The organism is Pseudoxanthomonas sp. YR558, assembly GCF_900116385.1.
Taxonomy (GTDB): Bacteria; Pseudomonadota; Gammaproteobacteria; order Xanthomonadales; family Xanthomonadaceae; genus Pseudoxanthomonas_A.
Map to the genome: position 1 here is coordinate 2,406,458 of NZ_FPCI01000001.1, position 13,056 is coordinate 2,419,513.

A 13,056-nucleotide genomic window follows, 5' to 3' on the forward strand; every position below is an offset into this window, starting at 1 on the left:
CTGGACGAGATTCTCCGCCAACCATCCTCGGTGCCGCTCAAGCGAGAGCATTTGACGCCGTGTATGAGCGTTCTGGATTGCTGATGCGCGAACGTTGAAACCCTAAGCCGGTCGTTTCAACGATCGACATCGGCGCGTTGTCTTCGTGGTGTGCTTGCCGAGGGAATAGCGCGCTGGGTGTCCCTCATTCGCCTGTGAGCGCGATATCTCCCACGACAACGTCCGTCTGGGTGCCGCTCGATGCTTCGCTTGACCTCCAACAGGTTTGCTCTCGCTGTCGCGTTGATGATCCTCGCGGATCAGGCAGGGGCTGTTCGTGTGGCAGATACGTCGGCATGGACGGGCACAACGGCCAACACCACGACGGGCGGCGGCACGGCACAAGCGACAGCCGATGGAGGTAGTGCCCTCAACGTCACGGTGTCGGCTGCGGCGAACAACTACATCGGCATGGGTTCGACGACGACGTCCGGGGTGAGCAATACGCTCAACGGTGTGGAGAGCACGATCAGCGCTACGTGGTACACGCCCAACCTCTCACCGACCACTAGCTATCACGGATTCCTGACCAATGTCGTCGGCACGAGTACATGGGGGGCCGGTAGTGGCACGGGCGGCACGCTCTCGCCGGCGTGCCGCCATGCGGCGGGTACCGCTGTCGGTAGCACCCTTAGCTGCAACAGCATCAATGGTGGAGTTCCGAGCACCCTGACCTTCGCGTTCGAGCACCCGGTGGTGGATCCGGTCATCCATGTTTCGAGATTGGGCGGGTTCTTCAACAACAACATCGCAGGTACGAGCTTCAACACCTGGGCAAGCTTCAGGCTGACGACGCCGGGCGCCACGCTCTCGCTGTTGAACGGAAACGGGCAGCTGGCGGTGAACGGTGGCAACACGATCACCCACGCTCCTTTCACGGCGACGAGCTTGCTCGGTGTCAACTGTGGTTCCGGCACAGGTACGCGCGCGGGTTGCGGCAGCGTGCTTGTAAGCGGAACTCCCGTCGCATCGTTGTCCTTCGAAGCAACGTTCAACGTGCAGCGCCAGTCGGGAACGGCCGCGCAGGATGCGGCCACGGCCAATCTCTACAGCGACGGCATCCATTGGATCGTCACTCTTCCGGAAGACTATGGCGACGCGCCGGATACCTACAATCAGGGGAACGCAGCGACGCACATCCTGACCGACCTCAGGTTGGGAACCGGCGTCACGGCAGACAATTCCGATGCGATCAATACGGGAAGCATTGCGAGCAGTCCGCTTGCATCGCCGGGGGCCGCGACCGACGGTGGCGATGATGGCGCGACAGTGCCTGCAACGCTCCCCATGGTGGCGGGGTCGGTTACCCAGATTCCGGTGACGCTCTCCGGCGTGAGCAAGTCGGCTGTGGTGTGCGGATGGATCGACTACAACCGGGATGGCGATTTTGCCGACGCGGGCGAGCGCGCGACGAACTGCACGACGGTATCGGCGGGTGCGACATCGGCCACCTTGTCGTTCACGGCTCCGGTGGCGATCGCCGCGGGTACGAGCTATGTCCGCATTCGGGTGAGCTACGACAGTACGTTCACCGCAGCCGCTGCAGCGCCTACGGGGTCATTGGATAGCGGTGAGGCGGAAGACTACATCCTGAGCATCGTCCAGCCCAACTTTGGCAGTTGTGACGGTCGAATGTTCCTGGACCAGGTCAACTCCGCGATGACGGTGTCCACGTTCTACAACGTGGGCTACGCCAGTGTCCCGTTCACCTACAGCAGTCCGGGAACCGGCGCCGCCCGTAATGGCATCGGTTATAACCCGGTGGACAACTACATCTACGGCATCGATTGGGTAGCCGGGACAGGCAACGAGCTGATTCGTGTGGGTTCAGACGGAAGCACCTACGACATGGGTGCGATCGCCAGCTTGCCCATCTCGAACTACAACAACGGGGTGATCTCGCCCACCGGCGACTACTACCTGATGTCCGGCTTCGGTGGCAACACGCTGTATCGCATCGATATCGCCAGCCGCACTGCCACGCCGATTACATTGAGTCAGTCGATTCAGGTATCGGACTTCGCCTGGTACAACGGATTGTTGTATGGGATAAGCGGGGGTCAGTTGGTGAGTGCGAATCCGGTCACGGGCGCGGTTGCCGTGCTGGGTCCCACGTCACCCCTCAATAGTGCCATCGCCATGTGGGGCTTCACCAATGGGATTCTGGCGACGAGTGGCAACTCGATCTACGCGATCGATCCGTTGACCGGCGCGGCGACCCTGATGAGCAGCGCACCCGCGTCGAACAATGCCGACGGCGCCAACTGTCCCAGCGCGCCGGTGCTGTTCAATGCCGATCTTTCAGTCACCAAGACGAATACTCCCGCATCGGGGGTGAACGATCTGGCTGGTGATACCTACGCACCCGCCGCGGCCCGGACCTATACGGTGGTGGTTAGCAATACAAGCACCTCCTTCGGTGCCCAGAACATCACCGTGAGCGATCCGGTGCCGACGGGTGTCGATCCGACCACCGTGAGCTGGACGTGTGCCAGTACTTCCGGCGGTGCGCGTTGCGGTGCGGCAAGCGGCACGGGTGCGCTCAACGACACGGGCCTGGATCTTCCGCCCAGTGCGGTGGCGACCTACCTGGTCACGATGACGGTGCCGGCGGGGTTCACGGGCGACCTGTCGAACGTGGTAACCATCACGCCGCCAGCGACGATCAACGATACCAACGCCGTCAACAACACGGCCACCGACGTGGATCAATCCGCGCCATTGCTGACGATCCGCAAGATCAGCGTGGACGGTGTGGACAGCTTTGGCTTCACCGGCACCAATGGCGTGGTTACGCAGACCCTGATCACCACGGTCGCCGGAACGCCGGTCAGCGGCGCAGCCCAGGCCCTGACGGCAGCCGGTACCGCCACCACGATTACCGAAAGCACCACGCCGGCCACCTACCGGGTGACCGATATCACCTGCACGGGATTGGGTGCGGGCGGCACCGCCACGCCAGACCTGACGAACCGAGCGGTGGTGTTGAATGCGGCCGCGACCGCGACGGGTGCCAACATCGTCTGCACGTTCACCAATACCCTGCAGCAGGCCGACATTCAGGTGGTGAAGACCGCCACGCCGAACCCCGTGGTGTCGGGCGATGTGGTGACGTACACGCTGGTGGTGAGCAACAACGGGCCGTCGGCGGCGAGCAATGTGCTGCTGACGGACAGCGCGAGTACAGGACAGACATGTACGACACCCAGCACCACGGCCACCTGTAGTGCCAGCGGTGGCGCGAGCTGTCCTTCGCCGACGGTGCCGGTCACCACATTGCTCGGCAGTGGCGTGACCATTCCGAGCCTGCCGGTCGGTGGGCAGGTGAACGTGACTGTGCAGTGCTCGATTTCTGCTACTGGCCTGTAAAGCAAAGGGCATGACGTGGCAGCACTGTTCTTCCCATCGCTCGCCTCTGTAAATGCCGTTACGTCCCGATCAGGTGCGTGTCCTGTCTAGAGCTGTTGGTGCGAGCATGCTCGTGGAATGTGAGGGGTGTTGCCGGTGCCCTTTCATGGATTTGGCTGCCTGCCCACTGCATCATGAAAAGGTTGCGAGTGAGACACGGGTGTTTCGGCGAAACATCGGGGAACAAAATGAAAACTGCAATTCGTGACCACGCTTCACCCGGCCATCGCACCGGATCTTTGTCACGGTTGACTGCAGATGTGGTTGTCATTGCCATGAGGTCCCGCGCCAAAGCGATCCGGCTGTCGCTGGCATTCATGCTCGCGGTCTCTGTCGTCGCACATGCGGCGACCTTCACGATGCCTGCGGGTTCGAATTACTTCAGCGGCCATCTCTTCAGCACGTTCGTCGGCGCCAACGGTGCCGCGGTCACGACGGGACAGGCATCGCCCCTGCATACGTTCACCGCCACGCAGATCGGCACGGCCGCCGGCACCGGCGTCATATCCCAGTTCGCGACAGGACTTCTGCCCACAGGTTCAGGCTATCCCGCAACCGCTCCCAGGATGGGGGAGATGGGTGCGGCAAACGGCTTGGGAGTGGGCGGCCGCATCCGCTACACCTTCAGTCAGGCGTTGCCGCTGGGCACGCACGTCTACATGCAGGATGTGGACCAGGGGGAAATCGCCACGCTGCAGTTCTATACCTGTGCGGGAACGTTGATCAATCCGTCGGGCTTCGACTATCTGGTCGCTGCGACCAGTGCCGTACCGTCAGCGGCTTTCACCGCTACTGCAGTGACCCTGACCAACACCACGGGCGCAACCAACCAGAACGAGTCGCTCGTGGCCGTGGTCATCCGTAACGCTACGGTCTGCCGCGTCGAGTACAGCGGCATCTTTGCCGGCGGCACCTTCGAGACCTACTTCTCGCTGCCGCCAGTCAATCCCGGCATCACCAAGTCCGTGGCGACACCGAACCCCGTGCTTCCTAGCGGACCGGTGAGCTGGACTTTGACGGCCACCAACAACGCGCTTGCCAGCGGCATCACGGGCCTCAGCAATCCGACGAGCGCTTACGGCGTCGTCATCAGCGATACCGTCAACAGCGCCGTGACCGGCCTGACCGCGGTAGTGACCAACGCGGGTGGCACCACAGGTGGTAGTTGCACGGTGGGCGCCGGCAACGCGGTGACCTGCAGTGGCTTTTCGCCGCTGGCCAGCGGGCAGAGCATCACCGTCACCCTCAGCGGCACCCTTTCCGCGCTCTACAACAGCACCAGTTTGTCCAATACCGCCACCGTCTCCAATACGGTGGCGAACGACACGGTGGCTGCGAACAACAGCGCCACCAGCGCCACGCCCGTGACACTGCAGCCGAACTTCGGCAGCTGTGATGCCCGAATGTTCCTGGACCAAGTGCCAGTGTCCACGTCGACGCTCTTCAACGTGAACTACTCCACGACGCCGTTCACGTACACGTCCTTGGGTTCATCCAGCGCCACGACGGGACGCAACGGTGTTGGCTACAACGTGCTGGACAACTATATCTACGGCATCCGCTGGCCCACGAGCGGCGGCGTTGTCGAGCTTATCCGCGTCGGAGCAGACGGCTCTGGCCTGAATTTGGGTGTCATCGCAGGCCTTCCGGCATCCACGTACAACAATGGTGTCATTTCGCCTACGGGCGACTACTACCTGAAGACGGGCTTCTCGGACACCACGCTCTACCGCATCAATCTGGCGACGACGCCCTACACCGCCACCACCATCACGTTGAGCCAGCCAGTCCAGACCTTCGACCTTGCCTGGTACAACGGCCGGCTGTATGGCGTAAACAGCACGTCGAGCCCGAGTCAGCTGGTCAGCATCGATCCTGTCAGCGGCGCCGTGACGACCATCGGCTCCACCTCTCCGCTAACCAACGCATTGTCGATGTGGGGTTTCAACAACATGCTGCTCGGCTCCTCGGGCGGTGTCATTTACGCGCTGGATCCGAGTGTAGGCTCGGCGACGCAATTGAGCACCGTCAATCCGGTGAGCAGCAACGGCGACGGTGCCAACTGCCCCAGCGCGAACATCCAGTTCAATGCCGACCTCTCGGTCACCAAGACCAACACACCGGCTTCCGGACCTAGCGATCTGGCCAGCGACACCTATGTGCCCGGCCAGGCACGGACCTACACCATCGTGGTCAGCAACACGAGCGCTTCGTTCGGCGCCCAGAACGTCAGGGTGAGCGACCCGGTGCCTGCTGGGATCGATCCGGCCACCGTCAGCTGGACGTGCACGTCCACCTCCGGCAGTGCGGTGTGTGGGGTCGCCAGTGGAACGGGCGCGCTCAATGACACAGGCCTGGACCTGCCGCCGAGCGCGGTAGCGACTTACCTGGTGACCATGACGGTGCCGGTTGGCTTTACCGGCACGCTGACCAACACGGTCGCCATCACGCCGCCGAATACGATCAATGACGCGAACGCCAGCAACAATCTGGCATCGGACGCGGATATCCGAGGCGGCAGCATCACCATCGTCAAGGACGCTGCGCCGGATAGTCCTCAGGACTTCGCGTTCACCACGAGCGGTGCCGGACTCAGTGCATTCAGTCTTGATGATGATGCCGATGCGACGTTGAGCAATACGCGTGTTTTCCCGGGCCTGACGCCGGGTGCATACAGCGTGACCGAAACTTCAGTGTCGGGCTGGAGTCTCACGGCCCTGACTTGCACTGATCCCGACAACGGAACCGCGGTCAACCTCGCGACGCGGCTGGCCACGATCGACTTGGATGCGGGTGAGGACATCATCTGCACCTACACGAACACGGCGCTTGTGCCCGCCCTGGCGATCACCAAGGTGAGCAACGGGCCATGGACGGTCGGTCAGACTGGCAGTACCTACACCCTGAATGTCAGTAATGTCGGCACCGCGGCAACTGCCGGTACCATCACCGTGCGCGACCAGTTGCCTTCCGGTATCGGCATACGTCCCGCCACGGCCTTCACCGCAGCAACAGGATGGACGTGCAGTTACTCGGACGAAGCGGCGCAGAATGCGACAACCATCGTCCCGAACACGGGCATGGTCCTGACGTGCACGTCGAGTACTGCAATAGCCGTCGGCGGTGTTGTCGCTCTGACGATTCCAGTCGTCGTGACGTCCGCGTCACCTGCCTCCGTCATCAACTACGCTTCGATCGGCGGGGGGGGCGACGCGTTCAATGGGGGCGCTGCGCCGACGGCGGGTGCAACTTGCACCGACGCAGCGCATTGCGCGAGCGCGACGACGAGCGTGACGCCCTCGCCCCCGGCGCCGGCGACCTGCCCGGCCGGTGGGACGCCTGTGAACCTGTTCGCGACGCCACCCTTTCAGAGCAACTTCTTCCTTGATGGCGCGACCGAAACGAGGACAGCGACGCTGATCGCGGCAGCCGGCAGCTATACCGTCGGTACGGGCAGCGGCGGGCGTTTTGTCGTCAACATGAACTGGCGTTGGAGTCCGGGCTTCCCTCAACCCTCGAATGCATCGACGATGACGCTCCGCGTGAACGGGGTGGACTACGCGCGGATCACCTCGCAGCCGGGATATGCCGGTTACGCCACGTTGGTAGCGTTGAATGGAGCTGCGCTGTTCAGCGGAACCACGACCATGGAGACGAACCGGACTTCCAACGAGAACATCTGGGTGACGTTACCCGCATCGGTGGCGAGTGTGACGAGCGTGCAGATGGGGTACACCGGCGGGGCAACAGGTGACGACTATTTCTTCTCGTCGCCGGCGCTCTTCGGCTGCTCGACGCCGGTCGATCTGTCCGTTACCAAGACGAATACTCCCGCATCGGGAGCGAACGACCTGCCTGCTGATGTCTATGTGCCTGGTGGAGCGCGGACGTACAACGTGGTCGTCACCAATACCAGTACGTCCTCGAGTGTACTGGACATGACGGTCAACGATCCGGTGCCAGCAGGCGTCAATCCGGCCACGGTCAGCTGGACCTGCGCATCGACCTCCGGTGGCGCGGTGTGCGGCGCAACAAGCGGCACGGGTGCGCTCAACGACACGGGCCTGGATCTTCCGCCCAGTGCGGTGGCGACCTATCTGGTCACGATGACCGTGCCAGCTGGTTTCTCCGGTGACTTGGCGAACACGGCAAGCATCATCGCGCCAGCCAACATCACGGACACCAACACCGCCAACAACACGGCCACCGACGTGGATCAATCCGCGCCATTGCTGACGATCCGCAAGACCAGCGTCGGCGGTGTGGACAGCTTTGGCTTCACCGGGACCAACGGCGTGGTCACGCAGACCCTGGTCACCACGGTCGCCGGAACGCCGGTCAGCGGCGCAGCCCAGGCCCTGACGGCCGCCGGTACCGCCACCACGATTACCGAAAGCACCACGCCGGCCACCTACCGGGTGACCGATATCACCTGCACGGGGCTGGGCGCGGGCGGCACCGCCACACCAGACCTGACGAACCGAGCGGTGGTGTTGAATGCGGCCGCGACCGCGACGGGTGCCAACATCGTCTGCACGTTCACCAATACCCTGCAGCAGGCCGACATTCAGGTGGTGAAGACCGCCTCGCCCAACCCGGTGGTGTCGGGCGATGTGGTGACGTACACGCTGGTGGTGAGCAACAACGGGCCGTCGGCGGCGAGCAATGTGCTGCTGACGGACAGCGCGAGTGCAGGTCAGACATGTACGACGCCCAGCACCACGGCCACCTGTAGTGCCAGCGGTGGCGCGAGCTGTCCTTCGCCGACGGTGCCGGTCACCACATTGCTCGGCAGTGGCGTGACCATTCCGAGCCTGCCGGCGGGTGGGCAGGTGAGCTTTACCTTGCAATGCACGGTGACGGCGAGCGGACAGTAAACGCGCTTGCGGAAGAGGCCGCTCCCGGTCCACGAAGCGGCTAGCAGCGCGCGTAAGGTGACATCACGAGAACAACGAAATCGCTGTCACTTATGTCCCATCTGCGATGGGCGTCACGAAAATTCCCGGGTGAAGCAGGAGTGCAGGGTCGTGGCGCAAGCCGATCGAGCATGGGTCCTTTCCTCCTGCGTCCAACGACGGGCGCCATGCTTCTTCATTGGCGCCCGACCATCATCCGAAGCAGGGGGTCTTGAAGTGATGCAGTCTCGATTTATGAAAAGCAGTGCGTTGGCGATGATCATCGCCTTGTCGGCCGTGATGCCCGATGCCCGCGCTGAAGCCCAGTGCCAGTTTACCCAGGGCTATTGGCAGAACCGCGCGCAGAATGCGAATGATCTGAGCACCGAAGTATGGATGGCCATCCGTGACCAGCCGTTCTACCTCTCCAGCCTGAGCTATCGGCAGGTGCTGCAAGTGGCACCGAAGGGCAACGCTTACTGGATCCTGGCCCACCAACTAGTGGCAGCACAGTCCAACTATGCGCTGGGTGCCGAGTCGGTGGACATCGTCTCCGCGGCACTGGCGCGGGGCGACCAGCTCATGGCGCAGTACACGCCCGATCAAATCGCGGCCATGCCGAAGAATGGCGAGGTTCGCCAGGAATTGATCGCGGTGTCGCGCGTGCTGGACGACTGGAACAACGGCTTGATCGGGACCGGCACGTGCGATGCCGGTACCGGCGCTGGCGGCAACTAAGCTGATGTCGGGTTGGCCGCCGGGCGGGCAGGATTCCGCTCGGCGGTCGCCCCGTTACTCGCGGTGGCTTGGATCGCCCGGCGTCGAGGCGAGTGGCTTGATGCTGGTGGAGTGATCCATCAGCGCACGTCGTATCCGGCGTGTGAGGGGATGATCCGGACCCAATTGGCGGCGGGCTTCGACCAGCGCATCCTGCAGCAGGCGCTCCGCGGCGGACGCATCGGAGGGCAGGTCTTGCTTTTGTGGCCGAGCACGTGCGCGAAGCGCCTGGGCAAGGGCGAGACGTGCGGAAGGGGCTGGCCATTGGCGTTGGCGCGCGGTCTGCACCACTTCCTGCAGCAGCCCGATCGCTTCATCCGCGCTGGGGGTCCTGGACGTCGTCTCGGTCGGCTGTTCCAGCAACAAATCCGCGAGCGTCTCCTTTGAGGCCAAGGTCGCTTCGTGACGCGGCCCCAACGTACGCTCGAGCAGGGCGGTCGCCTCTCTTGCGGGTTCCAGACCTCTCTCTGGATGCGTTCTTGCCTCGGCACGGGCTTCGAGCAAGCGCTGGCGTGCGTACTCAGGATGCCGAGTACCGAAACTGGCCGCGATGGCATCGTGCGATTGCTGCAAGGCGCCGGCGTCCACCGATGTAGGCGCGGCCGTGAGCGCGATCTCCAGTCTGAGTCTGAGGCTGCGGGACGTGTCTGGATGCGCCGCCCCGAGACGCTGACGACGCGACGCCAGCAAGGCATCGGCGATGCGAAGCGCTTCCTGCGGATGCCCCTCGTGCACCAGTAGCGTCGCGAGCGCTTCACGAGCGCTATCTGAGGCGGCGTGCAAGTCAGCGCCAGCCAAGGCGACCGCACCGCGCAGATCGCGCTCGGCATCTCGGAAATTCAACAGTTGCGCATGCCACTGCCCACGCAGAGTCAGAAGATCGATGCGGGTCGTGCGCGCGAGAGGCACGGGCAGCCCGTCGGCCGTCGTGTCCGCGAATGCGAGGGCTTCGAAGGCTGCGGCGTGATCCGAAAGTCCCCAGTGCGCACGCGCGAGCTCGGTCAACAGGCTGAGCGATGTCAGGTCGGCCTTATGTCGCGAGGCGGTGATCTGTTGCAGGCCTGCGAGCGCCACATCCCGTGCATCGGCATGCCGCGCCTGCAGATTGAGCAGCGTGGCGAGCGTGGCTTGAGTATCGGGGCGCAGTGCGGGCTCGTCCGCGAGTAGCGTGTTCGCTTCGTCCGCCAGCGCCAATGCGTGCGGATAGTCGCCCAGCACCGCGTAGCTACGGGCCAGCGATACCAGTGCGCGCGCCTTGAGGGCGGGACTGGACTGCAACGGCAGGCGACGCAGGTGGGCTTCGGTCTGGTCGAGAAGCTGGCGCGATGAAGGCCGGGTCTCGGCCAGCCCCGACAGCGTGGCGGCGCCGAGCGTGTCCTCGAACAGGGTGGATACCGCTTGCATGTCGCGGTCCTCCTGCTGGTCGCGCAGGTGATACCAGGTGAATACACCCGCCGCCGCCAGCACGAACACCAAGGTGCCCGCGGCGATGGCGCTTGCGACAGCGTGGCGCTGGACGAAGCGCCGCGCCACGTAGAGACGCCCGCCTTTGCGCGCGACGACGGGCTTGCGTGAAAGCCAGTGCTGCAGGTCCGTGATCAAGGCGCCGACGCTCGGGTAGCGATCCGCTGGCGCCAACGCGACGCATTTCAGCGCGATGGCATCCAGGTCCCCGTGTAGCTGCTTGCGCAGCTGCGCGTTGTCGCGGCATCTGCGATGGGTGGCTACGCCCGCCCATGCGGCGTCGGCCAAGGAGGAGGGCGGTTGTGCCTTGATCGCCGGCAAGCGGGTGAAGCTGGCGTGCAAGGGAAGTAGCGGGCGCGGCCAGTTCGCCACGAACAACTGGTACATCATCACGCCGAGCGCATAGATTTCGCTGGCGACCGACGACGCTTCCCCCGCGAGTATTTCAGGGGCCGCATAGCCGTTGGATACGGCGATGCGCGGCGACGCCGGACCCTCTCCGCCATCGATGACGGCGGAGAGGCCGAAATCGACGAGGTACACGCGGCCATCCTGCGCGACCAGCACGTTGCCGGGTTTTATGTCCTGGTGCAGCACGCCGCGGCTGTGCGCGTAGTGCAGCGCATCGCAAGCCTGCAACAGCAACTGGGTGCGTTCGGTGAGGGTCAGTGCTTGCTGGTCGGCCCATAGGTCGATCGACGTGCCCTGCACGAGCTGCATCGCGAACCAGGGGTGTCCGTCCGATTCGATACCGCCATCGAGCAATGGCGCGATATGCGGGTGGTCGAGCTGCGCGAGATGGTTGCGCTCGCGCATGAAGGCATCGATCAGCGATGGCGAAGAGATTTCGCTGCGGATGCACTTGAGCGCCACACGCTTCTCGTACTGGCCGTCAGCGCGGCTGGCCTCGTAAACCGTCCCCATCCCGCCGGTTCCCAGCAGGCGGTCGATGCGCCAGGGTCCCAGCCGATTGCCGACGCGGTTGGAAGCGACGTCCCCTGATGCGTCTTCTGTATCGCCTGTGCCGGGCAGCCCCAGCAGGTCGTCGAAGTCCATCCCTTCCAACGGATGATCCATGGCGTCCGCCGCGAGCCAACGGACGAGTACTTCATGGAGAGGAGGGTCCTCCACCGCCAGGCGTGAGAGCGCCTCGGCGCGGCGTGGCGTCGGCAGGTCGACGTAGTCGTCGAACAGGGCAAGCGCACGGGCCTCTAGATCGGACATCGGCGAGGATCAGGCAAAGGGGGGGAGCCGCGCGCGATCCGGCGTACAGGAGTTATCCGGGACGCCGCCGTTCGTGCCGACACGGAGGAAGATCGGAGCCTGGAAGCGTGAGCGGACATGCGTCCCATGCTGCGAGCGTAGCGTGCTTCGCAAAGGGAGGCATGGCGGCAGGAAGATGGCGCGCCCGGAGGGATTCGAACCCCCGACCAATGGCTTCGGAAGCCACTACTCTATCCGGCTGAGCTACGGGCGCACGGGACCGGCATTCTAGCCGCAAACCGATGCGATGGCCCACTTCGCGATGCGGTGCGGTGCCATCCTGGCGTGGAGGGCGTGCCTGTTACCCTTTACGCATGGGATACGAACGTTTCGAGAACGCCGGGGTGCCGCGCTGGCGCGAACGGCTGGGCCAGTACTGGAAGCTCGTGCGCGGAGACCGCCCGATCGGCGTGCTGCTGCTGCTGTGGCCGACCTGGTGGGCGCTCTGGCTCGCGGCCGGCGGCATGCCGCCATGGTGGACCTTGTTCGTGTTCACGGCGGGTGTGTGGCTGACGCGCTCGGCCGGCTGCGTCATCAATGACTATGCCGATCGCTGGCTGGATCCGCAGGTCGAGCGCACACGGGAGCGCCCGCTGGCGACCGGTGCGGTCAGCGGTCGTGAGGCGCTGCTGGTGTTCGCGGCGCTGATGCTGGTGGCGTTCGGCCTGGTGCTGACGATGAACCGCCTGACGGTGTGGTTGAGCGTGATTGGGCTGTTGCTGGCGGCCAGCTATCCGTACCTGAAGCGCTACACCTATCTGCCACAGGTGTATCTGGGCCTCGCGTTCGGCTGGGGCATCCCGATGGCGTTCGCAGCGATCCAGGGCGCGGTGCCGCCGGTGGCGTGGGTGCTGTACGGGGCCAACATCCTGTGGGCGACCGCCTACGACACCTGGTACGCGATGGTGGACCGCGAGGACGACATCCGGGCCGGTTCAAAATCGACGGCGATCCTGTTCGGCGACCTGGACCTCGTGATCCAGGGCGTGCTCTACGCGCTGGTGCTGCTGGCGCTGGGCCTCGTCGGTCGCCAGGCCGGCTTGGGTCTCTATTACTGGGGTGCGCTGGGCGTGTCGGCGCTGTTGATCGGCTGGCAATTCAGGCTCGCCTGGCACCGGGAACGTGCAGGCTGCTTCAAGGCCTTCCTGCACAACAACTGGGTGGGATTGGTGGTGTTTGCAGGTCTCTGGCTCGACCTGGCGCGCTGAAC

General features: G+C 64.1%; 5 protein-coding genes and 1 tRNA gene. 4 read left to right on the forward strand and 2 right to left on the reverse strand.

The window, feature by feature from the left end; all coding sequences use genetic code 11:
• Positions 1-240 precede the first annotated feature (240 nt).
• The 3 genes from BM365_RS11180 to BM365_RS11190 all read left to right on the forward strand — a co-directional run bounded on the left by BM365_RS11180 (position 241) and on the right by BM365_RS11190 (position 9,080).
• Complete coding sequence (locus tag BM365_RS11180) at positions 241-3,408, forward strand: DUF6923 family protein (protein ID WP_093489191.1); 3,168 nt, start codon at positions 241-243, stop codon at positions 3,406-3,408.
• Between the two features lie 314 nt (positions 3,409-3,722).
• Positions 3,723-8,324 (forward strand): beta strand repeat-containing protein, encoded by a 4,602-nt coding sequence (locus tag BM365_RS11185; protein WP_175502066.1) that lies wholly within the window; start codon positions 3,723-3,725, stop codon positions 8,322-8,324.
• A 273-nt stretch (positions 8,325-8,597) separates the two neighbouring features.
• Positions 8,598-9,080 (forward strand): hypothetical protein, encoded by a 483-nt coding sequence (locus BM365_RS11190; RefSeq protein WP_093489195.1) that lies wholly within the window; start codon positions 8,598-8,600, stop codon positions 9,078-9,080.
• A 54-nt stretch (positions 9,081-9,134) separates the two neighbouring features.
• Here BM365_RS11190 and BM365_RS11195 read toward each other — a convergent pair whose 3' ends face one another.
• Positions 9,135-11,807: a serine/threonine-protein kinase gene (locus BM365_RS11195; protein ID WP_093489197.1), complete on the reverse strand. Its 2,673-nt coding sequence runs from the start codon at positions 11,805-11,807 to the stop codon at positions 9,135-9,137.
• A 176-nt stretch (positions 11,808-11,983) separates the two neighbouring features.
• Positions 11,984-12,060 (reverse strand) — tRNA-Arg (locus BM365_RS11200).
• A gap of 100 nt (positions 12,061-12,160) precedes the next feature.
• On the opposite strand from BM365_RS11200, the gene ubiA reads away from it, so the two are divergent.
• Positions 12,161-13,054, forward strand: a complete 894-nt coding sequence (gene ubiA, locus BM365_RS11205; protein WP_093489200.1) for a 4-hydroxybenzoate octaprenyltransferase — start codon at positions 12,161-12,163, stop codon at positions 13,052-13,054.
• Positions 13,055-13,056 lie beyond the last annotated feature (2 nt).

Coding starts and splice junctions, on each gene's coding strand:
- BM365_RS11190 (WP_093489195.1), top strand. CDS start 8,598: ATGAAAAGCAGTGCGTTGGCGATGATCATCGCCTTGTCGGCCGTGATG.
- ubiA (WP_093489200.1), top strand. CDS start 12,161: ATGGGATACGAACGTTTCGAGAACGCCGGGGTGCCGCGCTGGCGCGAA.
- BM365_RS11195 (WP_093489197.1), bottom strand. CDS start 11,807: ATGTCCGATCTAGAGGCCCGTGCGCTTGCCCTGTTCGACGACTACGTC.
- BM365_RS11185 (WP_175502066.1), top strand. CDS start 3,723: ATGAGGTCCCGCGCCAAAGCGATCCGGCTGTCGCTGGCATTCATGCTC.
- BM365_RS11180 (WP_093489191.1), top strand. CDS start 241: ATGCTTCGCTTGACCTCCAACAGGTTTGCTCTCGCTGTCGCGTTGATG.